We start from the raw sequence: 24,133 nt of genomic DNA on the forward strand, positions 1-24,133 counted from the left end.
CCACCATAAGGCCGATCACACGGCTATGGAGAACAGCATGTCCAACAGCTTCCTGAACCCGGTAACAACCCAGACCTGGGCCAATGGTCGGCACATCGTCCGTTGCGTCAAAGTCATCCAGGAAACCTGGGACGTGCGCACCTTCTGCTTTATGGCCGACCAGCCGATCCTGTTCTTTTTCAAGCCCGGGCAGTTCGTCACCCTGGAGCTGGAAATCGACGGCCAGCCGATCATGCGTTCGTACACTATTTCCAGCTCGCCGTCGGTGCCTTACAGCTTTTCGGTGACCATCAAGCGCGTGCCGGGTGGCAAGGTGTCCAACTGGCTGCACGACACGCTGCATGAAGGCCAGGAGCTGGCGGTGCACGGCCCGGTGGGGCTGTTCAACGCCATCGACTTCAGCAACCCGAAAGTCCTGTATCTGAGCGGTGGCGTAGGTATCACGCCGGTCATGTCCATGGCGCGCTGGTACTACGACACCAACGCCAACGTCGACATGACGTTTATCCACAGCGCCCGCTCGCCGAAAGACATCATTTACCACCGCGAGCTGGAGCACATGGCGTCGCGGATTGATAACTTCAGCCTGCACCTGATTTGCGAAAAACACGGTCTGGGTGAGCCCTGGGCCGGTTATCGCGGTTACCTGAACCACAAGATGCTGGAACTGATGGTGCCGGACTTCCTGGAGCGGGAAGTCTTCTGCTGTGGCCCGACGCCTTACATGAACGCGGTGAAGCGCCTGCTGGAAGCCGCCGGCTTCGACATGACGCGTTATCACGAAGAATCCTTCGGCGCGACGCCACCGGAAGCCCGGGCCGACGCGGTGGAGCAAGCCGAACAAGCGGCGGATGCGCCGGAAATCGACCTCGCGGACCTGCATCAGGTGGAATTCATTGCCTCTGGCAAGAGCATCCGCGTGGCACCGGGCGAAACCGTGCACGCGGCGGCAGCCAAGCTTGGCCTGCTGATTCCGAAAGCTTGCGGCATGGGGATCTGCGGAACGTGCAAGGTGCTGAAACTGGGCGGGGAGGTCGAGATGGACCATAACGGCGGCATCACCGAGGAAGACGAAGCCGAGGGTTACATCCTGTCGTGCTGCAGCGTGCCGAAGGGTGATGTGCGCATCGAATTCTAATTGGGCTGCCTCTTGAGGCTCTCGGCAGTGCGAGGGCCTTAAAAGGCAGGTTACGGCGGCAGGCTGTCAGTCGATGTAAACGTAGATGTTGAACGCGTCCCCTGCTGGCGTCACTTCGTAGACCTTTTTGGTAACGACCTTGGGCACGCCTTCGAATTCATAGGTGTCACCGACGTTCACGATTTTTCTGAATTCATCCCAATCAACGATGGTGTTGGCGTGATGGGTTTTGCTTTGGAGCGGTTTGCCGTGGTTTTGTTTGGTCATGATGTTGTCCTCGATGTAGCCCGAAAGACTGCGTGAATTCCTTTTCAGGGGGCGTCAGACAGTACGCCGCCTCAGTCAGGCGGGGCACTGTCAGAAATACCAGTGTCGACGAACGGCGGGAGTGCCGAGGAAGTTTCAGTTAGTACCTTCCCAATGAACCTCGGATAGCTCGTAGGCGCCGTCCCTATATACAAAGTCCTTACCCAAGAGCCTCATATATCGATAGAGGCCGCTGTCTGGGCCATTATCCACTCGGTCATGGGTCTGTATCTTGAGAAGAGACTCTACGCCGGCGTCCGTCAGTGAGGGAGTTTGTTCTACGCCATTAATCGTAAATTTGATTGTTGGTTGTGAGCTCATTTGTTTCTCCTTGCCAGGTGAAAAATGAATAGGGCACTCGACCAATCTCTCTTCACTCCTGTGGCGCTTGAGTGCAGGACGACAGTAGTAGCCCGGGGCTGTATTGCCTAGCTGTCAAGTTTTACAGGTTGACAAGTCAAAATAGCTGCTGCGTCAGACGGGCTGGAAGGGGGGGGCGGGGGTTTCCTGATCATTCCCACGCAGAGCGTGGGAACGGTCAGTTAGAGGTTATTGGGCGTAGATGTGCACGACGAAGTGTTGGCCTGATGCTGTCAGTTCATAGACTTTGTCAGTGATCCGCAGTGTCCTCGTCGGTTCGCTGATGGTGTCGCCGATTTTCGCGGATTTTCTGAATTCATCCCAGTCGATGACCGTAGTGCTGATAGTGCCTTCGCCTAGCAAGTTGTTTCCGTAGCGTTGTGCTTCCATGGTATTGCCCTCTGCTGGATTTCCGTTTCCGGCCGATTATTCGGCTGGCGGTGAGTCCCGAAAGGCGGCCTTTTCCTTTCGGGTTCCAAGAGGCTAGTCAAAGAAATTCAGGTGGGTTGCTGTCAGAAATATCAAAAAACAGTCTCGGCACTCCGCCAGCATCCGTTGTCGGGCTCAGTACAGCCCCGGTCGACGGTCCTGATGCACATGGTTGTGGTCGCTGATGTATTTGTCCCGGGCCTGGTCCAGTGGCAGGTCAACGATTAACCGCAGTTCTTTCTGATGGGCGGTGCCACCGGCCAATGGGTAACCTTCGGCACTGACGATCACCGAGCCACCCACCCAGTTGACGCCGCGCTCTTCGCCGTAGCGGTCGCAGGCGGCGATAAACATGCGATTGACCGCCGCGTTGGCTTGTACCCGCACGACTTCTCCTGGCCGTTCACCGCCGGGGCGTGGGCCGTCGGGCCAGTTCACCGGGGCGCACAGCAGGTCGGCACCAGCGAGTGCCGCCAGGCGCACCCATTCGGGAAGTTCCAGGTCATAACAAATCATTACGGCAATCCGGCCCACGACGGTTTCCACCACGGGCGGCGGTGCGCTGCCGGGGGTGAATATCAGTTTTTCGCGATTCCACAGGTGCGCCTTGCGATACACCGTCAGGCCGCCGTCGGGCTCTACCAGCGCCGCACTGTTGGCCACTCGCCCGTCGGTCAGCCGCTCGCAAAACCCGGCAACGATGATGATGTTCAGCTCGGCGGCCAGGGTCTTCCACTGGCTGAGCGTCGGCCCGTCCAGTGTCTCCGACACCGCATGGGCTTCTTCTCGGTCGTTGAACACGTAGCCGCTTTGTATCAGTTCCGGCAGGACGACCACCTGTGCGCCCAGTGCGGCTGCACCGCGGATCGCGTCGGCGCATAGCGCGCGGTTGTAAGGTACATCGGCGATCCGTGGTGACAGTTGATGACACATCACCCGTACAGGATTCATGGCTGGACTCCTTCCAGCACCGCCTCGCTGGCGGCAATGGCACGATGCTCTGCCTCGCGGTCGAGATTGCGGCTCATCACACAGTAGATCACTGCCGAAACCGCCAGCCCGATAACGAATGCCACATCCGCACCACCCAGCGCTGCGGCAGCAGCGCCTTCATAGAAACTCAGCGACATGAACGGCACCATCGACACCAGCCCCAGGCAGTACGCAACCAGGCCGGCGCGTCCCCATTGGCCGTAGATGCCGGCCGGGTTGAAGATGTCGCTGATGGCGTATTTGCCCTTGCGCACCAGGTAGAAGTCCGCGAGGTTCACCGCTGTCCACGGCACCAGGAAGTACAACATCAGCAACACAAAGGTGTTGAAACTTGCCAGGTAGCTCTCGGGAATACTCAGGGTGATCATGAAAATCACTGCCGCCACCAGGCCGATACCCATCACCCGGCTCTTGAGGCGCGGCTGAATCTTCACAAAGCCGTCAATCGCACTGATACCGGTGAGCATCGCGCCGTAGCAGTTGACCGCCATGATGCCGATCAGCGCGGGCACGGCGATCAGCACGGTGAAGGTGCCGAACCCGGGAATCACCTGGTTGCCCACGGCGCGCACGCTGCCGATAGCGTCGGGCGAGGGCAGGGCGGAAGCCAGGAACGCACCCAGGGACATCAGCCACAACGCCGAGCCGGCGGCGCCCAGGTAGGTCCAGAAAATCACACTGCGTGATGAGGTTTTGTGCGGCAGGTAGCGCGAGTAGTCGGATACGTACACCGCGTAGCTGATCTGGTAACCGGCGGCGGCGGAGAGCTGAATCAGGAATGCCGACCAGGAGAAGTGCGCATTGGCCACCGCTGCATCGGCGGTCAGGCTCATGAGGGCTGCCACGGTCAGTACCGCAAACACGCTGATCATCACGTAGGTCAGCCAGCGTTGCACGGTGTGCAGCAGGTCGTGGCCGATCACCGCAATCACCACCGCGAGGATGATCATCAGCGCGTACCACGGCGCACGGCTGCCTGGCAGTACGGTGTTGATGGCGTCGGTGGCGAGGATCACGTTGAACACGTTGAACCCGATATACACGAAGATCACCGCGATAAACGGCACGATCGCCCCGCGCAAACCGAACTGTGCCCGGGACTGGATCATCTGCGGCAAGCCCATGCGCGGGCCCTGATTGGCGTGGAAGGCCATGGCAAAGGTACCCAGGCCGACGCCGATCACAATCGCTAGTATCGAATACACCATGCTCAGCCCCAGGGCTGCACCGGTGAAACCGGTCACCATGGTGGTGAGCACAAAGTTGCCGGTGAACCAGAAGGGGCCTTGATGCCAGACCTTGCCGTGGCGTTCATTGCGCGGGACGTAATCGATGGAGCGGGTTTCGATTTTCAGGCCGGGGGTGACGGGCGGAGCCGTTTTTTCGGAAAGCGCGTTCATAGGTTCACGGTCTGTTTTTATAGTGTTTGAGTGCCGGAGCATCTGGTAAGTGGAGGGCGTATTGAATCGGGATATATAAATAATTACTTCAGACTTTCCTTAAGTAATGCCTGTTCGTCAGTTGCCATGGAACTCAATCAAATTTATTTCGAAGAGATATAACCAGGCGTTTCCCGGTCTTCTACGCTGACCACACGTCCCGTCGTTGTCACCTTTAGCCTTGTAGTCAGGGGTGGACATTCCCTCATTGCAAGGAAGCTCGCCATGTCTGCCGTCCCCTCGCGTACCCGCAATGTTCAGCGCTTGCTGGCCAATGATGTCACTGCACTGATTCCGGATTTTCCTTTTCACTATGGCCGGTACCTGTCCCAGGCTGCGGCCAATAGCAAGCCACTGGCCCAGATTGCCACGCAGCATCATGGGGCTCAGGTGTTGATCGTCGGCGCCGGCGCGGCCGGGCTGGTAGCGGCCTATGAGGCGCTGCGCATGGGGTTGCATCCTGTGCTGGTAGAAGCTTCGGACCGGATCGGCGGGCGCTTGTATTCGCGGGTCATGGGCGACCCTGAGGACCCTGCCAACAGCGTCATTTGCGAGTTGGGCGCCATGCGTTTTCCCAAGTCGGGCAAGGCGTTGCTGCACTACTTCGACAAGGTCGGCATGAGCCTCAACTCAGCAGACTTTCCCAACCCCGGCTCAGCCGCAACTGCCAGCACCGTGGTCGACTATAAAAACCTCCAGACCTACTACGAAGGCAGCGACTTGCCCGCGAAATACGCAGAAATCGAACGGCTGTTCTTTGAAGTGTTCCTTGAGACTGACCCCATCCATTTCAGCGAGATGGAGGCGGCCATGTCTGAAGGCTCACTGGACCAGGCCAAGATCAAGCGGCTGTGGAATGCGATCCTTGACGACGGTTGGGACAACCTGAGTTTCTTCGCGGCCATGGTCGAAAAGGCCGGCTGGAGTCGTGCGGATATCGACCTGTTTGGCCAGATCGGTTTTGGCACTGGAGGTTGGAACACCGACTATCCAAACTGCTTCCTCGAGGTCTTGCGGGTGCTCTACACCGGGCTGGATACCAATCATTCGCTGATGTATGACGGCTCCAGTGAGTTGCCCAAGCGCTTGTGGAGCCGTTCGCCGAGGGATTTGGGCGATGTGGTGGTGGGCTGGAGCGACGATGTTACGGTGCAAGCGCTGACCTGTCGGGTGATCCCGCAGCCGTTCAACCAGGAAGTCCGCCAGATCTGGCGGCGCGCGGACGGCACCTTCGATGTGCATATCCATGACCGCAACCTGGGGGCGGATACCCGCTACAACTTTCCCGCAGTGATCTACACGCCGCACGTGCGGATTCTCGACAAGTTCCGCTATATGGACGGCAAGGACCGGTACATGCAGATGGACAGCTTGTTGCCGCAACCCACCTGGGAAGCGGTGATGTACACGCATTACATGCAGTCAGCCAAAGTGTTCGCTGCGACCCAGCGTCCGTTCTGGACCGAGCGTGGGGCCGACCATCGCTACAGGATGAGTGTAACTCTGTCGGACCGTCTGACCCGGGGCACCTACCTGCTGGACTATTCCGCCAGCCAAGGGCCGCACAAAGGCAGTGGCGTGTTCCTCTCCTACACCTGGAATGACGACAGCCTGAAGTTTCTGGGTGATCGCATGGCGCCGCTGCCGACCCACGTTGAGCTATGCACGACGCTGCTGGACACGGTGTATGCCGATTCGCAGCTGAACCTTGCGGCCGAGTTCGGCTGGGTGGACCCGTTTATCGAGATCAACTGGGAGGATGAGCCGTTCTTTCTGTGCGCGTTCAAGATGAACCTGCCGGGGCAGTACGAGTATCAGCGCCGGTTGTTTTCACAGTTCATGAGCGGTATTCGGGACAGTAACCCGGACGGGTTTATCCTGGCGGGAGATGATGTTTCCTGGACCGGCGGCTGGGCGGAGGGCGCGGTGACCACCGCATTGAACGCGGTCAACAAGTTGGCCGTGAAATTCGGCGGTGGCACCTTTATCGAAAACCCCGGGCCGGTGGACGCGTGGGAGGTGCTCAAGCCGGTAGAGCTGTAATTGCGGAGGGCGCGGCGGGTATGGCCGCGCCCAGGATGTTCAACCCTGCATCACTTCGCGAATATCTGCCGCCAATTCCCGCACGCGCTCTTCCTCGGTATCCCACGCACACATGAACCGCGCGCCACCTTTGCCGATGAAGGTGTAGAAGCGCCAGCCCTTGGCCGTCAGCGCGGCAATTGCCGGTTCCGACAGTTGCAGGAACACGCCGTTGGCCTGCACCGGGAACATCAACTCCACACCCGGAATATCCGCCACCAGGCTGCTGAGCAATTGCGCGCAGTGGTTGGCGTGGCGGGCGTGTTTGAGCCAGGCGTCGTTTTCCAGCAGGCCCACCCACGGGGCGGAGAGGAAGCGCATCTTTGAGGCAAGCTGCCCGGCCTGTTTGCAGCGGTAGTCGAAGTCTTCAGCCAGCTTGTGGTTGAAGAACAGAATGGCTTCACCCACGGCCATGCCGTTCTTGGTGCCGCCAAAACACAGCACGTCGACGCCGGCTTTCCAGGTCAGGTCGGCCGGCGAGCAGCCGAGGAATGCGCAGGCGTTGGAGAAGCGTGCGCCGTCCATGTGCAGGTTCAACCCCAGTTCCTTGCAGGTGACGCTGATGGCGCGGATTTCTTCCGGGGTGTAGACGCTGCCGACTTCGGTGGCCTGGGTCAGGGTAACGACGCGGGGTTTCGGGTAGTGGATGTCCTGACGCTTGAGGGCGATCTCGCGGATCGACTCCGGGGTCAGCTTGCCGTTTTCAGTGCGGGCGGTGAGCAGCTTGGAACCGTTGGAGAAAAACTCCGGCGCGCCGCATTCGTCGGTTTCGACGTGGGCGGTTTCCGAGCAAATCACGCTATGGTAGCTCTGGCACAAGGAGGACAGCGCCAGGGAGTTGGCCGCGGTGCCGTTGAAGGCGAAGAACACTTCGCAGTCGGTTTCGAACAGTTTGCGGAAACCGTCGGCGGCGCGGTGGGTCCATTCATCATCGCCATAGGCGCGTTGATGGCCCTGGTTGGCGAGTTCCATGGCGGCCCAGGCTTCCGGGCAGATGCCGGAATAGTTGTCGCTGGCGAATTGTTGGCTCTTGTCGGTCATGGCCCAGTCCTGTGGTCGATGTTGGTGCGCACTTTACCCAAGATTGTCGGGCGGGCGCACGCACTGTTAATGCAAAGTCATTGGGGAATTATGCACGGTTCTGAACGCGTTCCTGTAAGCCGCGTCCGCGATGGCGCCCTGGACCTGCTCAAGTGGCTGGCCCTGCTGAGTATGGTGCTGGACCACTTGCGTTACGTCGGTTTGAGCCTGGACGGGCTGTATGTGCCGGGCCGCCTGGCGTTCCCGTGGTTTTGCCTGGCGATTACGGCGAATCTGCATCGGGTCAAGGACGCACCGGTGACGGGGCAGTGGCGCTATCTGGGCTGGTTGCTGCTATTCAGTGTGATCAGCGAAGTGCCGTACCGGATGTTCATAGACGACGCCGATACGCTGAACGTGCTGCCGACCCTGGCGCTGGGCTTGCTGGTTGCCCGGGGATGGCAGCAGAAGGCTGTCATTGATCGAGGATTGGCGTTGATCGCGCTGGTTTTGGCGGGGTTGTTTTCGGCTCAGTTGATGTTCGGGTTTTTTGGTGTGCTGCTGCCGTTGGCGATGCTGCTGGTGTTTCGCCGGCCGTGGTACTTCAGCGTGCTGCCGGGTGTGGTGTGCCTGGCTGCCAATCAATGGCAGATCCTGCTCAATAGCGGCACGCTGGTGGCGATGCTGGGATTGGCGACATGCCTGATTGCGCCACTGGCCGGATTGGTCTTGTTGCGACAGGCCAGGCAGGTGTCGCCGCCGGCCATGCGGCGCTGGGCGTATGCGCTTTATCCTGCGCATTTCCTGCTGCTGCTACTCCTTCGAAAGATCATCGCCTAACCCCTGTGGGAGCGGGGTTGCTCGCGAAAAACGTCAACGATTACGAGGGCTGTCTGGATGCGCGCGGCGCCCTCAGGTTTTTCGCGAGCAAGCTCGCTCCTACAAATGCCGGGGGCCATGTCGTAAACGCACCTTTGCGTGGCGTCCATAGGCATTTGACCTCTCTGCGCCAGCCCTACCATCGCATCAAAGGGCCCCTCCGTCGTGCGGCGGCCCCAACAATACGATTGGCGCACCGCCGCCGCTGGGAGAGACGCGATGTTCAGCAAGCAAGACCAGATCCAGGGTTATGACGATGCACTGCTGGCGGCCATGAATGCCGAGGAGCAGCGCCAGGAAGATCATATCGAGCTGATCGCGTCAGAGAACTACACCAGCAAGCGTGTCATGGAAGCCCAGGGCAGCGGCCTCACCAACAAGTACGCCGAAGGTTATCCGGGCAAGCGTTACTACGGCGGCTGCGAGCACGTGGACAAGGTCGAAGTGCTCGCCATCGAACGCGCCAAGCAGCTGTTCGGCGCCGACTACGCCAACGTGCAGCCACACTCCGGTTCGTCGGCCAACAGCGCGGTGTACCTGGCGCTGCTGAACGCCGGTGACACTATCCTTGGCATGAGCCTGGCCCACGGCGGTCACCTGACCCACGGTGCCAAAGTGTCGTCCTCGGGCAAGCTCTACAACGCGGTGCAATACGGCATCGACACCGCTACCGGCCTGATCGACTACGACGAAGTCGAGCGCCTGGCCGTGGAGCACAAGCCGAAGATGGTCGTGGCCGGTTTCTCCGCCTACTCCAAGACCCTGGATTTCCCCCGCTTCCGTCAGATTGCCGACAAGGTCGGTGCGCTGCTGTTCGTCGACATGGCCCACGTCGCCGGCCTGGTGGCCGCCGGTCTGTACCCGAACCCGCTGCCCTACGCCGATGTGGTCACCACCACCACCCACAAGACCCTGCGCGGTCCACGTGGCGGGTTGATCCTGGCGAAGTCCAACGAAGAAATTGAAAAGAAACTCAACTCTGCGGTATTCCCGGGCGCCCAGGGCGGCCCGCTGATGCACGTGATCGCCGGCAAGGCAGTGTGCTTCAAGGAAGCCCAGGAGCCAGGTTTCAAGGCTTACCAACAGCAAGTGATCGAAAACGCCCAAGCCATGGCCGGCGTATTTATCAAGCGCGGCTACGATGTAGTGTCCGGCGGCACCGATAACCACTTGTTCCTGGTCAGCCTGATCCGTCAGGGCCTCACCGGCAAGGACGCGGACGCAGCCCTCGGTCGCGCCCACATCACCGTCAACAAGAATGCCGTGCCTAACGACCCGCAGTCGCCCTTCGTGACCTCGGGCCTGCGTATCGGTACGCCGGCGGTGACCACGCGTGGCTTCAAAGTGACCCAATGCCTCACGCTTGCCGGCTGGATCTGCGACATCCTCGACAACCTCGGCGACGCCGATGTGGAGGCCAACGTCGCCAAGCATGTGGCCGCCCTGTGCGCTGATTTCCCGGTTTATCGCTGAGCGCGGTTTTGGAGTAATGACTATGCAACGCTACTCGGGCTTCGGCCTCTTCAAGCACTCACTCAGCCACCACGAAAACTGGCAGAAAATGTGGCGCACGCCCACCCCTAAAAAGGTCTACGACGTGGTCATCGTCGGCGGCGGCGGGCATGGTCTGGCGACGGCTTACTACCTGGCCAAGGAACACGGCATCACTAATGTGGCCGTGGTCGAGAAAGGCTGGCTGGGCGGCGGTAACACCGCGCGCAACACCACCATCGTGCGCTCCAACTACCTGTGGGACGAGTCGGCGCACCTGTACGAACACGCGATGAAACTCTGGGAAGGTTTGTCCCAGGATTTGAACTACAACGTGATGTTCTCCCAGCGTGGCGTCTACAACCTGTGCCACACCCTGCAGGACATCCGTGACTCCGAGCGTCGCGTCAGCGCCAACCGCCTCAACGGCGTGGACGGCGAACTGCTCAACGCCAAACAAGTGGCCGACGAGATTCCTTACCTCGACTGCTCCAAGAACACTCGCTACCCGGTCATGGGCGCCACTGTGCAACGGCGCGGCGGCGTGGCCCGTCACGATGCCGTGGCCTGGGGCTTTGCCCGCGCCGCTGACGCACTGGGCGTGGACCTGATCCAGCAGACCGAAGTCATCGGTTTCCGCAAGGAAAACGGCGTGTGCATCGGCGTGGAAACCAACAAGGGTTTCATCGGCGCCAAGCGCGTCGGCGTAGTGACCGCCGGTAACTCCGGCCACATGGCATCCCTGGCGGGCTTCCGCCTGCCGATCGAATCCCACCCGCTGCAAGCACTGGTGTCGGAGCCGATCAAACCCATCATCGACAGCGTGATCATGTCCAACGCCGTGCACGGTTACATCAGCCAGTCCGACAAGGGCGACCTGGTGATCGGCGCCGGTATCGACGGTTACAACGGCTATGGCCAGCGTGGTTCGTACCCGGTGATCGAACACACCATCCAGGCCATCGTCGAGATGTTCCCGGTGCTGTCCCGCGTGCGCATGAACCGCCAGTGGGGCGGCATCGTCGACACCACGCCGGACGCGTGCCCGATCATCTCCAAGACCCCGGTCCCGAACATGTTCTTCAACTGCGGTTGGGGCACCGGTGGCTTCAAGGCCACGCCAGGCTCAGGCAACGTGTTTGCCGCGAGCCTCGCCAAGGGTGAAATGCACCCGTTGGCTGCTCCATTCTCCATCGACCGTTTCCACAACGGTGCGCTGATCGACGAACACGGCGCTGCGGCCGTCGCCCACTAACAGGAGAAATTCCCTATGTTGCATATCTTCTGTCCTCACTGTGGCGAACTGCGCTCCGAAGAGGAATTCCACGCGTCCGGCCAAGCGCACATCCCGCGCCCGCTGGACCCGAACACCTGCACCGACGAGGAGTGGGGCGACTACATGTTCTTCCGCGACAACCCGCGCGGCCTGCACCACGAACTGTGGATTCACGCCGCCGGTTGCCGCCAGTATTTCAACGCGACCCGCGACACCGTGACCTACGAAATTCTTGAAACCTACAAGATTGGCACCCAGCCGCAATTCACCGCCAAGGCTTCTGGAGAGAAGGTATGAGCCAGATCAATCGCCTGTCCAACGGTGGCCGCATCGACCGTAACAAAGCCCTGAGCTTTACCTTCAACGGCCAGAGCTACAAAGGCTTTGAGGGCGACACATTGGCCGCTGCATTGCTGGCCAACGGCGTCGACATTATCGGTCGCAGCTTCAAGTATTCCCGCCCGCGCGGCATCTTCGCCGCCGGTGCCGAAGAGCCGAACGCGGTGTTGCAGATCGGCGCTACCGAAGCCACGCAAATCCCTAACGTGCGCGCCACGCAACAGGCGCTGTACCAGGGTTTGGTCGCCACCAGCACCAACGGCTGGCCGAGCGTGAACAACGACATGATGGGCATTCTTGGCAAGGTCGGCGGCAAGCTGATGCCGCCGGGTTTCTACTACAAAACCTTCATGTACCCGCAATCGTTCTGGATGACTTACGAGAAGTACATCCGTAAGGCTGCAGGTTTAGGCCGCTCGCCGACCGAGAACGATCCGGACACCTACGACTACATGAACCGTCATTGCGACGTGCTGATTGTGGGCGCGGGCCCTGCCGGCCTGGCGGCCGCCTTGGCCGCTGCCCGCAGTGGCGCCCGGGTGATCATTGCGGACGAGCAGGAAGAATTCGGCGGCTCCTTGCTGGACTCCCGCGAAAGCCTCGATGGCAAGCCGGCGGCCGAGTGGGTTGCCAGTGTTATTGCGGAACTGAAATCCCTGCCGGACGTAGTGCTGCTGCCTCGCGCCACCGTCAACGGTTACCACGACCATAACTTCCTGACCATTCACGAGCGCCTCACCGACCACCTCGGTGACCGTGCGCCGATTGGCCAGGTGCGTCAGCGTATTCACCGGGTTCGCGCCAAGCGTGTGGTGCTGGCGACCGGCGCGTGTGAACGTCCGCTGGTGTACGGCAACAACGACGTGCCGGGCAACATGCTGGCGGGTGCGGTCTCGACTTATGTGCGCCGCTACGGCGTGGCGCCGGGCAAAAAACTGGTGCTGTCGACCAACAACGATCACGCCTACCGCGTGGCGCTGGACTGGTTTGACGCCGGTCTTTCCGTAGTAGCTGTGGCGGATGCACGTCATAACCCACGCGGCGCACTGGTTGAAGAAGCTCGCGCCAAGGGGATTCGTATCCTCACCGGCAGCGCCGTGATCGAAGCCCGTGGCAGCAAGCACGTCACTGGCGCCCGCGTGGCCGCCATCGATGTCAAAGCCCATAAAGTCACCAGCCCCGGCGAATGGCTGGACTGCGACCTGGTCGCCAGCTCCGGCGGTTATAGCCCGGTGGTTCACCTGGCCTCGCACCTGGGCGGCAAGCCGACCTGGCGTGAAGACATCCTCGGTTTTGTGCCGGGCGAAGCACCGCAAAAACGCGTGTGCGTCGGTGGGATCAATGGCGTCTATGGCCTCGGCGATTCCCTGGCTGACGGTTTTGAAGGTGGCGTGCGCGCCGCCAGCGAAGCCGGGTTTGCGCCGGTGGAAGGGACGCTGCCCAAAGCCTTGAGCCGTCTGGAGGAGCCGACCCTGGCGCTGTTCCAGGTGCCACACGAGAAAGCCACCGCACGGGCGCCGAAGCAGTTTGTCGACCTGCAAAACGACGTCACCGCGGCCGCCATCGAACTCGCCACCCGCGAAGGTTTCGAGTCGGTGGAGCACGTCAAACGCTACACCGCACTGGGCTTCGGCACGGACCAGGGCAAGCTCGGCAACGTCAACGGCCTGGCCATCGCGGCCCGTTCGCTGAACGTGACCATCCCGCAGATGGGCACCACCATGTTCCGTCCCAACTACACGCCGGTGACCTTCGGCGCGGTAGCAGGCCGGCACTGTGGGCACATCTTCGAGCCGGTGCGCTACACCGCGCTGCAAGCCTGGCACGTGAAAAACGGTGCCGAGTTTGAAGACGTCGGCCAGTGGAAGCGTCCGTGGTATTTCCCGCGCAACGGTGAAGACCTGCACGCCGCCGTGAAACGCGAATGCCTGGCCGTGCGCGACAGCGTCGGCCTGCTGGACGCGTCCACCCTTGGCAAGATCGACATCCAGGGCCCGGATGCCCGCGAGTTCCTCAACCGCATCTACAGCAACGCCTGGACCAAGCTCGACGTGGGCAAGGCCCGCTACGGCCTGATGTGCAAGGAAGACGGCATGGTCTTCGACGACGGCGTCACCGCTTGTCTGGCCGACAACCACTTCCTGATGACCACCACCACCGGCGGCGCAGCGCGCGTACTGCAGTGGCTGGAAATCTACCAGCAGACCGAATGGCCAGACCTCAAGGTGTACTTCACCTCGGTCACCGACCACTGGGCAACCATGACCTTGTCCGGCCCCAACAGCCGCAAGCTGTTGAGCGAAGTCACCGACATCGACCTGGACAAGGACGGCTTCCCGTTCATGACCTGGAAAGAAGGCCTGGTGGGCGGCGTGCCGGCGCGGGTGTTCCGGATTTCGTTTACCGGTGAGCTGTCGTACGAAGTCAACGTGCAGGCCGACTACGCCATGGGCGTGCTCGAGAAAATCGTCGAGGCCGGCAAGCAGTACAACCTGACGCCTTATGGCACCGAAACCATGCACGTGCTGCGGGCCGAGAAGGGGTTCATCATCGTCGGCCAGGACACCGACGGCTCGATGACCCCGGACGACCTGAACATGGGCTGGTGTGTAGGGCGTACCAAACCGTTCTCGTGGATTGGCTGGCGCGGGATGAATCGCGAAGACTGCGTGCGTGAAGACCGCAAGCAGCTTGTCGGACTCAAGCCGATTGACCCGAACGTGTGGCTGCCGGAAGGCGCGCAACTGGTGTTCGACACCAAGCAGACGATCCCGATGAAGATGGTCGGCCACGTCACCTCCAGTTATGCCCACAACTCCCTCGGTTATTCGTTTGCCATGGGCGTGGTGAAGGGCGGCTTGAAGCGCATCGGCGAGCGGGTGTTTGCCCCGCTGGCGGATGGCAGCGTGATCGAGGCGGAGATTGTTTCTTCGGTGTTCTTTGACCCTAAAGGCGATCGCCAGAACATCTGACACCTGATCGTTCCCACGCTCCGCGTGGGAATGCATCCCGGGGCGCTCTGCGCCCCAAGAGCGGACGCAGAGCGTCCATGGCGGCATTCCCACGCAGAGCGTGGGAACGATCAAATTCAACACAGGTGCTTTATGACAGCAGCCAATGTTTACCAGCAACGCCCCACCTCCGGAGCCAAGGCCGAGTCGTCGCTGCACCATGCCGACCTCGCCAGCCTGGTAGGCAAGGGTCGCAAGAACGCCGGCGTGACCGTGCGTGAAAAGAAACTCCTCGGCCACCTGACCATTCGTGGCGATGGCCACGACGCCGCCTTCGCCGCCGGCGTGCACAAGGCCCTGGGTATCGAATTGCCCGGCGCCCTGGCAGTGATCGTCAAGGGTGAAACCAGCCTGCAATGGCTCGGCCCGGATGAGTGGCTGCTGGTGGTGCCGAGCGGTGAAGAATTCGCCGCCGAGAAAAGTTTGCGCGAGGCGCTGGGTGATTTGCATATCCAGATCGTCAACGTCAGCGGCGGCCAGCAGATCCTCGAACTCAGCGGCCCCAACGTGCGTGACGTGCTGATGAAATCCACCAGCTACGACGTGCACCCCAACAGCTTCCCGGTGGGCAAGGCGGTGGGCACGGTGTTCGCCAAGTCGCAACTGGTGATTCGCCATACCGCTGAAGACACCTGGGAGCTGCTGATTCGTCGCAGCTTTTCGGATTACTGGTGGCTGTGGTTGCAGGATGCGGCGGCTGAGTATGGTTTAAGCGTCGAAGCCTGATGGAATGAACGCCGTTGTGGCGAGGGGGCTTGTCCCCCGTTGGAGCGCGCAGCGCTCCCAATAAGGGCAGCGCATTTTTCTGAAAAAACCGAACGGCAGGTTTTGGGGCTGCTTCGCAGCCCAACGGGGGACAAGCCCCCTCGCCACAAAGGCCTGAGGATTCCAATATGAGCCGCGTACCCGATACATGGATTTTGACCGCCGACTGCCCCAGCGTGCTCGGCACGGTGGACGCGGTGACCCGCTATCTGTTCGAGCAGGGCTGCTACGTCACCGAGCACCACTCGTTTGATGACCGGCTTTCGGGTCGTTTCTTCATCCGCGTGGAGTTTCGCCAGCCCGACGGCTTTGACGAACAAGCCTTCCGCGACGGCCTGGCCACTCGCGGTGAAGCGTTCGGCATGATCTTCGAACTGACCGCGCCGAACTACCGGCCGAAAGTGGTGATCATGGTCTCCAAGGCCGATCACTGCCTCAACGATTTGCTCTACCGCCAGCGCATCGGCCAACTGTCGATGGACGTGGTCGCCGTGGTCTCCAACCACCCCGACCTCAAGCCCCTGGCCGACTGGCACCAGATTCCGTATTACCACTTTCCCCTGGACCCCAACGACAAGCCGTCGCAAGAGCGCCAGGTGTGGCAGGTGATCGAAGAGTCCGGCGCCGAACTGGTGATTCTTGCGCGCTACATGCAAGTGCTGTCGCCGGAGCTGTGCCGCAAGCTCGATGGTAAAGCCATCAACATCCACCATTCCCTGCTGCCCGGTTTCAAGGGCGCCAAGCCGTATCACCAGGCCTACAACAAGGGCGTGAAACTGGTGGGCGCCACCGCGCATTACATCAACAACGACTTGGACGAAGGCCCGATCATCGCCCAGGGCGTGGAGGTGGTGGACCACAGTCACTATCCGGAAGATTTGATTGCCAAGGGACGGGATATCGAAGGCCTGACCCTGGCCCGGGCCGTGGGGTATCACATTGAGCGGCGAGTGTTCTTGAACGCCAATCGGACAGTGGTGCTCTGATGGGCGCCTTCGCGAGCAAGCCCGCTCCCACATTCGACCGCATTTCAAAGGTAGAACTCGGTCACCTGTGGGAGCGGGCTTGCTCGCGAAGAGGCCCTTACTAACAACGCAAAAACAGCATCTGTACCCGAGCACTTAAACGCGCTGCCTGCCTGGGCAACGCGGTTCCATAAAAACAACAGCGAGGTGAAAGCATGTCTGGTAATCGTGGTGTCGTGTATCTCGGCAACGGCAAGGTCGAAGTACAGAAAATCGACTATCCCAAAATGCAGGACCCCCGTGGCAGGAAGATTGAGCACGGCGTCATCCTGCGCGTGGTCTCCACCAACATCTGCGGCTCCGACCAACACATGGTGCGCGGCCGCACCACTGCCCAGACCGGCCTGGTCCTGGGCCACGAAATCACCGGCGAAGTGATCGAGAAGGGCAGCGACGTCGAGAACCTGAAAATCGGCGACCTGGTGTCCGTGCCGTTCAACGTGGCGTGCGGTCGTTGCCGTTCCTGCAAAGAGCAACACACCGGCGTGTGCCTGACCGTCAACCCGGCCCGCGCCGGTGGCGCCTACGGCTATGTGGACATGGGCGACTGGACCGGCGGCCAGGCTGAATACGTGCTGGTGCCTTACGCCGACTTCAACCTGCTGAAACTGCCGGACCGCGACAAGGCCATGGAGAAAATCCGCGACCTGACGTGCCTCTCCGACATCCTGCCCACCGGCTACCACGGCGCAGTCACTGCGGGCGTTGGCCCGGGCAGCACGGTCTACATCGCCGGTGCCGGTCCGGTGGGCCTGGCCGCTGCCGCTTCCGCTCGCCTGCTGGGCGCTGCGGTGGTGATCATCGGCGACGTCAACCCGATCCGCCTGGCCCACGCCAAGGCCCAGGGTTTTGAAATTGCCGACCTGTCGAAAGACACCCCGCTGCACGAACAGATCGCTGCGTTGCTGGGCGAGCCGGAAGTGGATTGCGCCGTCGATGCCGTGGGTTTCGAAGCGCGCGGCCATGGTCATGAAGGGGCCAAGGCAGAGGCTCCGGCCACCGTGCTCAACTCGTTGATGGGCGTGGTGCGGGTGGCCGGCAAAATCGGTATCCCGGGCTTGTACGTGACCGAAGACCCGGGTGCCGTGGATGCCGCTGCAAAAATGGGCAGCCTGAGCATTCGTTTCGGCCTGGGCTGGGCCAAGTCCCACAGCTTCCACACCGGGCAAACCCCTGTGATGAAGTACAACCGCCAGTTGATGCAGGCAATCATGTGGGACCGTATCAACATTGCCGACATCGTCGGTGTGGAAGTCATCAGCCTGGATGACGCGCCACGCGGGTATGGTGAGTTCGATGCGGGCGTGCCGAAGAAGTTTGTGATCGATCCGCACAAGTTGTTCAGCGCGGCGTAGGCAGTGGCGTGATTAATAAGGGCGTCCTGAGGGCGCCCTTATTATTTATGATTTGTAAATCAGCGTTAATCCCGAAAGGGTCATTATTGCGGCGGATACCCACGTCAATAATGAAGGCAACACAATCCATAGCTTCAATTTTTTAGGAATGGCTTTTACGTCCTCAGCCAGCACGAGGCGCCTCCACTCGAATACGCTTGGCATCAGAATGATGGTGGCAGCGGCAAACAGGCGCTGGTGCTTGCCCTTGAATGTGTCGTTGCGGAATATATGTTTGTTCATGGCGATATATACGCTGTATCGCAGGTAACTTTCCGCGGTTTCGAGCTTTGTAAACATGACATAAAAGTTGAGGGGGAGGCTCAGTATCATGATCAGGGCGGCGTAAATCCCAATCGACTCCAGATTCATTTCAATCTCCTGAGGCTTCATAGAGTCGTGTGCCAAGCGCTTCACCAAGTGTGCCGCCATAAAGCGGCTACTGACGGGCATTAACCCAAGGGCGCCCTTTTTATATAAGATTTCAGTTTTCTATAAGAAACCCGGTGATGGTGATACCTATAAGCGAGAGGCAGGTAACGAGTGTTGGTATGACCATCCAATACTTGAGGTGCCGTGGTATTTGTTCAACGTCCTCAACCAGTACCATACCCCTGCGTTGAATTATTCCCGGAATGAGAATAACGGTTGCCATAGCGAATACGCGTTGCGGTCTTCCTTCAAAGTGGCTATGACGAAACGTGTGCCTGCATCCGACTATAAAGGTGCTGTATTGCATATAGCGCTCGGCGGCATCGAGCTTTTTGTACATGGCAGAAAAGACGATTGGGAAGCTGAGTAGCAGGAGGGCGCATGAGACCACCGCAAAGTATTCCAAGTGCATTCAATCCTCCACTGCCTGATAGAGAACTTTACCCACCAATTCCCCAGCATTAATCACCAGCTGCCCAGATAACACCACGGTGTCGCGGATATGTTGGTTAAGGATGTCGAACTTGGCTTGAACATGAGGATTAAGCGAGAGGCGTTGTTTCAGTAGCGGATAAGGCTGTGATCGATCATTGATAAATGCGTAAGGTCCCTGCATCGCGTGCACCTCCAAGTGACTGAGGCGCACGACTATAAGAAAGCGCTGCAGGCGAGGTAAGACGCGTGCAGGGACGTTTTTAGTGTTTCGGAAATGGGCTACTTAAGTGTCGGCGTATGCCTACTCCTGCAGCCGCCGACCGATCACATCCATCAAATCGCAACCGTCGCGCAGCGGAATGGCGCAGAGCAGGGCGAAGTCCTTGAGGACGATGGTGTCGGTGATGAGGGTGTCGCGAAACGCGAGGTTTTCCAGGACTTGGGTCACCGCGCGGATGCGGTAGGCGGCTGCGTCGTGGAGCACGTCCAGCGGGGTTTGGGTGTCGATGAGCAGGGAAGGGACGGTGCAGTCGTGGCCGGTTAAGGGCATGTAGCGGTTCATGTTTTAAATCCATTCAAGTAGGAGTGGACTGCACACTTATTTCGTCGCCAAACGAAATGGGTGGCAGCTGTACGCAGGTTGGCGAACCGGGAATGGAGACCGGCAGACCCGAAGGTCTCCCGCGCACAGCCGCCATAAAGCGGCTATTGCGGACGCAAAAGAACCTGCAAACAAGCAGAGCGCTTTTGCACCATTCCTCGGGTCGCCAAACCCGTATCGCCATGTGGACGACCGCCGGACTATAAGCCTCCTTGTTTGGCCGAGGCAAGACGCAATGCCGAACACATTTCCCGACGCAATGACGATCAACTGTAGGAGCGGGCTTGCCCGCGAAAAACCTGAGGGCGCCGGGCAAAAAGAAGGCGACCCCGGGGGTCGCCTTCTTTGCCTGCGTGGGTCACTCAGCGAATCGCCAAAGCCCCCTGATACACCGTTGGCCCCGTCGGCTGCTTGCTCACCGAGCCGCCCTTGGTTTCCGAGCTGATCATCAGTGTCACCGGCTTGCTGATCGACTCCTGCTGGCGAGGGTTGATGCCGATAATGCCTTTGCCGTCTTCCGGCAACAGGCCCAGTGACACCGGCGTACCGTCAGCCGGAACCGCCCACAGCTCCAGGCTTTGGTCCGGAGCCGGTGCCGTGGCGGCAATCGGCTGCACTTCGAGGTAATCCTTGTGGGCCACGATTTGCGTGGCCGGTTGCTGGGTGGTATTCACCAGCAGTGCGGCAGCCTTGACGCTGTCCTGGGTGTAGAGGGCGCCGCCGACGCCGGCGACTACCACCAGACACGCGCCGATGAACAAGCGTGGGCGGTTCCAGAATGAAGGCTTGTGCTCAATCACTTGGGGGTTGATCGCAGTCATTAGGCTCTTCCTGACATGTTTTGTAGTCTTTCATGGACCCAGTTAACGGCGATCGGTTCCTCATCTGTCGTCTTGAACCTTGGGGCAGTGTGATGTCAATTGGCCCTGAATCGTGGAACGACCGTCAATGGTGCTGGGGTGGGAGGAGCAGTTCCTTGTACGTGAATGCGCATTGTTTTTCCGGATGCTGCTCGGTGGAATCGGCATAGCAGTATTGGACCTGTTTGGCTTTTTTGTATGCCCCGGCCTTGGCTTTGCTCTCATCCGTTTTCGACTCATCCACCCATTTGGTCCCCGGCACGGGTGCCCAGCCTTTGAAGGAGTAGAGGGTCATCCTCAAAAAGTCGAACCAGCCTTCACCCTCGTAGTCGCAGGACACTACGTACGCATTGCCTTCTGAACTGATATCCCGGTACAACGCCCCCGTGAAGTGGAGGGACTTGAGCGTGTTTTCGTCGGCAAACGGGTTTTCGCCCACCCACACGCCGCTATGAGGTCCAGGCGCGAAGTAGTGCTCCCACTGCCCCCATTCCACCGGTTTGATACTGGCCTTGGGTGGGCACATGGCAATGTGATCTGCCAGGGCATTGCCCGCGAGGGCCGAAAGCACCAGCGCGTTCAGTGCGATGTTCATCAGCTTCATGTCGTACTCCCTTACGTGATAGGAGCCTTCATGGTGGGCGTGCCGGGGCGTTGCAGATACTGTCAATATTGACAGCGGGGTAGATCAAGTTCGGATTAAAAAAAGCCGGGTTATTTCAAAAGAGCAATCCACTGTAGGAGCGAGCTTGCTCGCGAAAAACCTGAGGGCACCGTGGGCTTTCAGGTTTCCCGCGTTATCGTTGACGACCTTCGCGAGCAAGCTCGCTCCTACAGGGATTAGAGTGAGGCCAATTGGCCCTGATACAGCACCGGTCCGGTAGGTTGTCCGGTTGGCGAGCCGCCCTGAGGCTCAAGACTCACCGCCAGGGTCAACGGTGCCGTCAGCAGTGCCTGGTGTTCTTTGCTCAACTGGATCCGGCCTTTACCCGACACCGGCAACACCCCCAGGGAGATGGGTTTGCCGCCCGCCGGGATTGCCCACAGTTCCAACGCGCGGGCCGGCTCCACGGCCGCCAGGGTCAGCGGTTCCACTTGCAGATGATCCGCATAGGCCTGGATCTTCAGCGCGGGCTGTTGATTGGCCGCCACCAGCGTGGCGTTGTACTCCACCCCAAGATCACGCTGGTACAACACGCCCACCAATACCGCGATCACCACCCCGCACGCCACCACCAGCAAACGCAGGTTCATCCAGAACGGCCTCTTCGCCGGCATATGCAGCACTTGCGGCTCAATGCGGGCCTTGATGCCTTCCCACACGTGATCCGGCACCGGCCGTTCAGGCAGCGGCCCGGTGAGGCTGGCGAGGGCGTCCTGCCAGTGTCCCAGTTCCACGCGCAGGGCGGCATCGTCCAGCAGCAGCGCTTCAAAACGTCGACGGGCGGTGGCGGGCATCAACCCGATGGCGTAATCCGCCGCGAGGGCGCGGCGCAGGGAGGTGGTCTGGTAGTTCATGATTCAAGGCACCTGCGCAAGCGCTCCATGCCGCGGCGAATCCAGGATTTGACCGAGCCCAGCGGCGCGGCCAGGTGGTCGGCCAACTCCGAGCAGGACAAGCCCTGGAAGTAAGCCACGGTGATCGATTGACGCTGCATGCCTTCGAGGCTGTCGAGGCAGCGGTTCAGGGCGTGGGCTTCGCGCTCGCTGTCGAGCAATTCATGGGCGCTGGGGCTTTCGTCGGCCATGGCGTCCTGCTGGCCGTCGGCCAAGGGCTGTTCGCGGTGTTTACGCAACTGGTCGATGGCCAGGTTGCGGGTGATGTTGATCATCCAGGTCAGCGGCGCCGATAAGTGGGCTTCATACCGCGAGGCGTTGAACCAGATGCGCACGAAGCTTTCCTGCAACACGTCTTCAGCCAGGTCAGGGCGCCCCATAAACCGCAGGGCGACACCGTGCAAACGCGGGGAAACGCTGCGATAGAGCGTTTCGAACGCCTGGCGGTTCCCCAGGGAACACTGGGCCAGCAACTGCCGTAGCTGATCTGCATCGTGGGTCGAAATGGGGCTTCTCCAGGCGCTTGCAACAGGGCGATGGGGCGGCACACGGTAAAGAGGGCAGGCTGAGGTTAGTCCAGCTTGGGCATTCATTCCATCTACCTCCGCGCGGCTCGTGGTGGATATACGCAGCGCAGGGCGGTTCGGATGCAGTGGTTTTTCTGAACTAATCTGTGAGGTGGGAACAATCTTTCGTAACACCCAGTCAAACCCCTGCTTTCAGCGCTTACTTTCAGAGGTTGTCTTGATGAAGATTTCACGCGGTTTTGCCCTGTCCTGCCTGTTGACCGTGGCGGCCAGCCCGGTGTTTGCGGCAGGTTTCAGCCTCGGCGACGTAGCCAATGCGGTATCGGGCGCACAGGGTGGCGACAAGGCAGCAGCGGCTGCGCCGACCTCACAGACCGCCAGCTTGCTGAGCGCCCTGACCTCGCAATTGAACGTGACCCCGGAGCAGGCCGTCGGCGGTACCGGCGCAATGCTGGGCCTGGCCAAGAATAAATTGGGCGGCGGTGATTACTCGCAACTGACCCAAAGCGTACCTGGCCTGGAAAAGCTCTCCGGCAGCAACTCCCTGGGCAGCCTCGGCGCCCTGAGCGGCATGCTCGGCCAGAGCGGCGGCAGCAAGACCTCGGGCCTGGATGGCTTGCTGGGTAACGTGAAGAACACCAACGACCTGAACACCGCGTTCAGCGCGCTGGGCATGGACAGTGGGATGGTTGGCCAGTTTGCGCCGGTTATCCTGAAATACCTGGGCGGCCAGGGCGCCAGCGAGTCGGTGCTGAGCAAACTGGCTTCGGCCTGGGGCACTGGCGGCTAAGACCGCTCCGCGCGCAGTTGGGCGATGCGCGCATCCTTCTCCCTCCAGAGCTGGTTGACCCAGTTCTGGACGGTCTGGCGAAACACCGGATCGTTCTCGTAATCCCCCTGCCACAACGCCGGATCCAGTTCACGGGTGCGGATATCCACGATCACCTTCGGCACTGCGCCACTGATCAAGTCCCAGAAGCCCGGAATGTTTTCCTGTGGATAAACCACGGTGACGTCGAGCATCGCATCCAGCTGTTCACCCAACGCCGCGAGCACGAACGCCACGCCACCCGCCTTGGGTTTGAGCAGACGTTCGAAGGGTGAACCCTGCTGTTTGCGCTTGGCCGGGGTGAACCGCGTGCCTTCCAGGTAATTCACCACGGTGACCGGCTGGCGCTTGAACAGCTCGCAGGCCTCTTTGGTGATCTTCAGGTCCTGCCCTGCCAGCTCAGGGTGCTTGGCCAGGAACGCCTTGCTGTAGCGCTTCATGAACGGGTAATCCAGTGCCCACCACGCCAGGCCCAGGAAGGGTACCCAGATCAGTTCCTTTTTCAGGAAGAACTTGAAGAACGGCGTGCGCCGGTTGAGGGCCTGGATCAGTGCGGGGATGTCGACCCAGGATTGGTGGTTGCTGATCACCAGATAAGACGTGTCACCCCGCAGGTCGTCGCCGCCGCGAATATCCCATTGGGTGGGGATACACAGGGCGAAGATCAGCTTGTCGATCTCGGCCCAGGTTTCGGCGATCCACATGACGGCCCAGGAGGCATAGTCACGAAAGCGACCGGGCGCCACCAGCTTGAGCAGGGCAAACACCATCAGCGGCCCGAACAGCACCAGGGTGTTGAGCAACAGCAGTAGTGTGACGAAACAGCCGGTGAGCAGGCGGCGCATAAGTAACTCTTGGAATCATTTTGGCCCGCCATGATAAGCAGCTTGGGTCTAGAGGCCAAATCGCAAATAAGCTTACGAATGTTTCACAGCGGGTTGGGTA

At 60.3% G+C, this 24,133-nt stretch carries 24 protein-coding genes and 1 pseudogene; 11 read left to right on the forward strand and 14 right to left on the reverse strand.

From position 1 onward, the window contains the following. Positions 1-37: 37 nt before the first annotated feature. Positions 38-1,138 carry a glycine-betaine demethylase subunit GbcB gene (gene gbcB / locus ACUN0G_RS15640; protein ID WP_330564719.1) on the forward strand — a complete coding sequence of 367 codons (1,101 nt, stop codon included), beginning with the start codon at positions 38-40 and terminating at the stop codon, positions 1,136-1,138. Positions 1,139-1,204: 66 nt separating this feature from the next. On the opposite strand, the gene ACUN0G_RS15645 is transcribed toward gbcB, so the two are convergent. The 4 genes from ACUN0G_RS15645 to ACUN0G_RS15660 form a co-directional block, all read right to left on the reverse strand. Beyond that, on the reverse strand, positions 1,205-1,405 hold the full coding sequence (locus ACUN0G_RS15645; RefSeq protein WP_421551463.1) for a hypothetical protein: 201 nt from the start codon (positions 1,403-1,405) through the stop codon (positions 1,205-1,207). A 588-nt stretch (positions 1,406-1,993) separates the two neighbouring features. Further along, positions 1,994-2,194 (reverse strand): hypothetical protein, encoded by a 201-nt coding sequence (locus ACUN0G_RS15650; protein WP_003209176.1) that lies wholly within the window; start codon positions 2,192-2,194, stop codon positions 1,994-1,996. A 174-nt stretch (positions 2,195-2,368) separates the two neighbouring features. Then, positions 2,369-3,184: a nitrilase-related carbon-nitrogen hydrolase gene (locus ACUN0G_RS15655; protein ID WP_445573780.1), complete on the reverse strand. Its 816-nt coding sequence runs from the start codon at positions 3,182-3,184 to the stop codon at positions 2,369-2,371. After that, the gene (locus ACUN0G_RS15660; RefSeq protein WP_445573781.1) at positions 3,181-4,626 is read right to left on the reverse strand and encodes a purine-cytosine permease family protein; all 1,446 of its coding nucleotides are present in this window, start codon (positions 4,624-4,626) and stop codon (positions 3,181-3,183) included. Before ACUN0G_RS15660 ends, ACUN0G_RS15655 begins: the two co-directional genes overlap by 4 nt. A 264-nt stretch (positions 4,627-4,890) precedes the next feature. Between ACUN0G_RS15660 and ACUN0G_RS15665 the strand changes: the two genes are divergently transcribed. After that, positions 4,891-6,708 carry a flavin monoamine oxidase family protein gene (locus tag ACUN0G_RS15665; RefSeq protein ID WP_445573782.1) on the forward strand — a complete coding sequence of 606 codons (1,818 nt, stop codon included), beginning with the start codon at positions 4,891-4,893 and terminating at the stop codon, positions 6,706-6,708. 39 nt (positions 6,709-6,747) lie between these two features. Here ACUN0G_RS15665 and ACUN0G_RS15670 read toward each other — a convergent pair whose 3' ends face one another. Then, positions 6,748-7,788 (reverse strand): threonine aldolase family protein, encoded by a 1,041-nt coding sequence (locus ACUN0G_RS15670; RefSeq protein ID WP_017476423.1) that lies wholly within the window; start codon positions 7,786-7,788, stop codon positions 6,748-6,750. Between the two features lie 90 nt (positions 7,789-7,878). Here ACUN0G_RS15670 and ACUN0G_RS15675 point away from each other — a divergent pair, with 90 nt between their 5' ends. From ACUN0G_RS15675 to fdhA, 8 genes are all read left to right on the forward strand, one after another. Then, positions 7,879-8,607 (forward strand): TraX family protein, encoded by a 729-nt coding sequence (locus ACUN0G_RS15675; RefSeq protein ID WP_445573783.1) that lies wholly within the window; start codon positions 7,879-7,881, stop codon positions 8,605-8,607. A 258-nt stretch (positions 8,608-8,865) separates the two neighbouring features. Beyond that, positions 8,866-10,119 (forward strand): serine hydroxymethyltransferase, encoded by a 1,254-nt coding sequence (gene glyA / locus ACUN0G_RS15680; protein WP_258342541.1) that lies wholly within the window; start codon positions 8,866-8,868, stop codon positions 10,117-10,119. A gap of 22 nt (positions 10,120-10,141) precedes the next feature. After that, positions 10,142-11,392: a sarcosine oxidase subunit beta gene (locus tag ACUN0G_RS15685; protein WP_003209185.1), complete on the forward strand. Its 1,251-nt coding sequence runs from the start codon at positions 10,142-10,144 to the stop codon at positions 11,390-11,392. Positions 11,393-11,407: 15 nt separating this feature from the next. Beyond that, on the forward strand, positions 11,408-11,710 hold the full coding sequence (locus tag ACUN0G_RS15690; RefSeq protein WP_177025572.1) for a sarcosine oxidase subunit delta: 303 nt from the start codon (positions 11,408-11,410) through the stop codon (positions 11,708-11,710). Then, positions 11,707-14,724 (forward strand): sarcosine oxidase subunit alpha, encoded by a 3,018-nt coding sequence (locus ACUN0G_RS15695; RefSeq protein ID WP_421525565.1) that lies wholly within the window; start codon positions 11,707-11,709, stop codon positions 14,722-14,724. Before ACUN0G_RS15690 ends, ACUN0G_RS15695 begins: the two co-directional genes overlap by 4 nt. A gap of 132 nt (positions 14,725-14,856) precedes the next feature. Continuing rightward, positions 14,857-15,489, forward strand: a complete 633-nt coding sequence (locus ACUN0G_RS15700; RefSeq protein ID WP_445573784.1) for a sarcosine oxidase subunit gamma — start codon at positions 14,857-14,859, stop codon at positions 15,487-15,489. Positions 15,490-15,656: 167 nt separating this feature from the next. Then, positions 15,657-16,514, forward strand: a complete 858-nt coding sequence (gene purU, locus ACUN0G_RS15705) for a formyltetrahydrofolate deformylase (RefSeq protein WP_003209192.1) — start codon at positions 15,657-15,659, stop codon at positions 16,512-16,514. Positions 16,515-16,708: 194 nt separating this feature from the next. Beyond that, on the forward strand, positions 16,709-17,908 hold the full coding sequence (fdhA, locus tag ACUN0G_RS15710) for a formaldehyde dehydrogenase, glutathione-independent (RefSeq protein ID WP_003209194.1): 1,200 nt from the start codon (positions 16,709-16,711) through the stop codon (positions 17,906-17,908). Between the two features lie 45 nt (positions 17,909-17,953). Here fdhA and ACUN0G_RS15715 read toward each other — a convergent pair whose 3' ends face one another. The 8 genes and pseudogenes from ACUN0G_RS15715 to ACUN0G_RS15750 form a co-directional block, all read right to left on the reverse strand. Beyond that, on the reverse strand, positions 17,954-18,319 hold the full coding sequence (locus ACUN0G_RS15715; RefSeq protein ID WP_445573785.1) for a hypothetical protein: 366 nt from the start codon (positions 18,317-18,319) through the stop codon (positions 17,954-17,956). A gap of 472 nt (positions 18,320-18,791) precedes the next feature. Further along, positions 18,792-18,995, reverse strand: coding sequence for a hypothetical protein (locus ACUN0G_RS15720; RefSeq protein WP_445573786.1), 204 nt, complete (start codon positions 18,993-18,995; stop codon positions 18,792-18,794). 120 nt (positions 18,996-19,115) lie between these two features. Further along, complete coding sequence (locus ACUN0G_RS15725; RefSeq protein WP_258342535.1) at positions 19,116-19,364, reverse strand: hypothetical protein; 249 nt, start codon at positions 19,362-19,364, stop codon at positions 19,116-19,118. Between the two features lie 413 nt (positions 19,365-19,777). After that, on the reverse strand, positions 19,778-20,236 hold the full coding sequence (locus ACUN0G_RS15730) for an anti-sigma factor (RefSeq protein ID WP_445573787.1): 459 nt from the start codon (positions 20,234-20,236) through the stop codon (positions 19,778-19,780). Between the two features lie 124 nt (positions 20,237-20,360). Further along, positions 20,361-20,879, reverse strand: a complete 519-nt coding sequence (locus tag ACUN0G_RS15735; protein ID WP_445573788.1) for a hypothetical protein — start codon at positions 20,877-20,879, stop codon at positions 20,361-20,363. Positions 20,880-21,002: 123 nt separating this feature from the next. After that, positions 21,003-21,098, reverse strand: a pseudogene (locus ACUN0G_RS15740) (outer membrane lipoprotein carrier protein LolA); the annotation flags it as partial. A gap of 17 nt (positions 21,099-21,115) precedes the next feature. Continuing rightward, positions 21,116-21,793, reverse strand: coding sequence for an anti-sigma factor (locus tag ACUN0G_RS15745; protein ID WP_445573789.1), 678 nt, complete (start codon positions 21,791-21,793; stop codon positions 21,116-21,118). Further along, positions 21,790-22,425, reverse strand: coding sequence for an RNA polymerase sigma factor (locus ACUN0G_RS15750; protein WP_258342532.1), 636 nt, complete (start codon positions 22,423-22,425; stop codon positions 21,790-21,792). Before ACUN0G_RS15750 ends, ACUN0G_RS15745 begins: the two co-directional genes overlap by 4 nt. Positions 22,426-22,579: 154 nt before the next feature. On the opposite strand from ACUN0G_RS15750, the gene ACUN0G_RS15755 reads away from it, so the two are divergent. Further along, positions 22,580-23,149, forward strand: a complete 570-nt coding sequence (locus ACUN0G_RS15755) for a DUF2780 domain-containing protein (RefSeq protein ID WP_445573790.1) — start codon at positions 22,580-22,582, stop codon at positions 23,147-23,149. Here the strand turns inward: ACUN0G_RS15755 and ACUN0G_RS15760 are convergent. Then, positions 23,146-24,033 (reverse strand): acyltransferase, encoded by an 888-nt coding sequence (locus ACUN0G_RS15760; RefSeq protein ID WP_445573791.1) that lies wholly within the window; start codon positions 24,031-24,033, stop codon positions 23,146-23,148. The genes ACUN0G_RS15755 and ACUN0G_RS15760 overlap by 4 nt on opposite strands. Positions 24,034-24,133: the final 100 nt, after the last annotated feature.

The organism is Pseudomonas sp. 32A (assembly GCF_052682255.1).

Excerpts from the sequence above, each read along its gene's own strand:
- gbcB (WP_330564719.1), top strand. The coding sequence starts at position 38 with ATGTCCAACAGCTTCCTGAACCCGGTAACAACCCAGACCTGGGCCAAT.
- ACUN0G_RS15645 (WP_421551463.1), bottom strand. The coding sequence starts at position 1,405 with ATGACCAAACAAAACCACGGCAAACCGCTCCAAAGCAAAACCCATCAC.
- ACUN0G_RS15650 (WP_003209176.1), bottom strand. The coding sequence starts at position 2,194 with ATGGAAGCACAACGCTACGGAAACAACTTGCTAGGCGAAGGCACTATC.
- ACUN0G_RS15655 (WP_445573780.1), bottom strand. The coding sequence starts at position 3,184 with ATGAATCCTGTACGGGTGATGTGTCATCAACTGTCACCACGGATCGCC.
- ACUN0G_RS15660 (WP_445573781.1), bottom strand. The coding sequence starts at position 4,626 with ATGAACGCGCTTTCCGAAAAAACGGCTCCGCCCGTCACCCCCGGCCTG.
- ACUN0G_RS15665 (WP_445573782.1), top strand. The coding sequence starts at position 4,891 with ATGTCTGCCGTCCCCTCGCGTACCCGCAATGTTCAGCGCTTGCTGGCC.
- ACUN0G_RS15670 (WP_017476423.1), bottom strand. The coding sequence starts at position 7,788 with ATGACCGACAAGAGCCAACAATTCGCCAGCGACAACTATTCCGGCATC.
- ACUN0G_RS15675 (WP_445573783.1), top strand. The coding sequence starts at position 7,879 with ATGCACGGTTCTGAACGCGTTCCTGTAAGCCGCGTCCGCGATGGCGCC.
- glyA (WP_258342541.1), top strand. The coding sequence starts at position 8,866 with ATGTTCAGCAAGCAAGACCAGATCCAGGGTTATGACGATGCACTGCTG.
- ACUN0G_RS15685 (WP_003209185.1), top strand. The coding sequence starts at position 10,142 with ATGCAACGCTACTCGGGCTTCGGCCTCTTCAAGCACTCACTCAGCCAC.
- ACUN0G_RS15690 (WP_177025572.1), top strand. The coding sequence starts at position 11,408 with ATGTTGCATATCTTCTGTCCTCACTGTGGCGAACTGCGCTCCGAAGAG.
- ACUN0G_RS15695 (WP_421525565.1), top strand. The coding sequence starts at position 11,707 with ATGAGCCAGATCAATCGCCTGTCCAACGGTGGCCGCATCGACCGTAAC.
- ACUN0G_RS15700 (WP_445573784.1), top strand. The coding sequence starts at position 14,857 with ATGACAGCAGCCAATGTTTACCAGCAACGCCCCACCTCCGGAGCCAAG.
- purU (WP_003209192.1), top strand. The coding sequence starts at position 15,657 with ATGAGCCGCGTACCCGATACATGGATTTTGACCGCCGACTGCCCCAGC.
- fdhA (WP_003209194.1), top strand. The coding sequence starts at position 16,709 with ATGTCTGGTAATCGTGGTGTCGTGTATCTCGGCAACGGCAAGGTCGAA.
- ACUN0G_RS15715 (WP_445573785.1), bottom strand. The coding sequence starts at position 18,319 with ATGAATCTGGAGTCGATTGGGATTTACGCCGCCCTGATCATGATACTG.
- ACUN0G_RS15720 (WP_445573786.1), bottom strand. The coding sequence starts at position 18,995 with ATGCAGGGACCTTACGCATTTATCAATGATCGATCACAGCCTTATCCG.
- ACUN0G_RS15725 (WP_258342535.1), bottom strand. The coding sequence starts at position 19,364 with ATGCCCTTAACCGGCCACGACTGCACCGTCCCTTCCCTGCTCATCGAC.
- ACUN0G_RS15730 (WP_445573787.1), bottom strand. The coding sequence starts at position 20,236 with ATGACTGCGATCAACCCCCAAGTGATTGAGCACAAGCCTTCATTCTGG.
- ACUN0G_RS15735 (WP_445573788.1), bottom strand. The coding sequence starts at position 20,879 with ATGAAGCTGATGAACATCGCACTGAACGCGCTGGTGCTTTCGGCCCTC.
- ACUN0G_RS15745 (WP_445573789.1), bottom strand. The coding sequence starts at position 21,793 with ATGAACTACCAGACCACCTCCCTGCGCCGCGCCCTCGCGGCGGATTAC.
- ACUN0G_RS15750 (WP_258342532.1), bottom strand. The coding sequence starts at position 22,425 with ATGAATGCCCAAGCTGGACTAACCTCAGCCTGCCCTCTTTACCGTGTG.
- ACUN0G_RS15755 (WP_445573790.1), top strand. The coding sequence starts at position 22,580 with ATGAAGATTTCACGCGGTTTTGCCCTGTCCTGCCTGTTGACCGTGGCG.
- ACUN0G_RS15760 (WP_445573791.1), bottom strand. The coding sequence starts at position 24,033 with ATGCGCCGCCTGCTCACCGGCTGTTTCGTCACACTACTGCTGTTGCTC.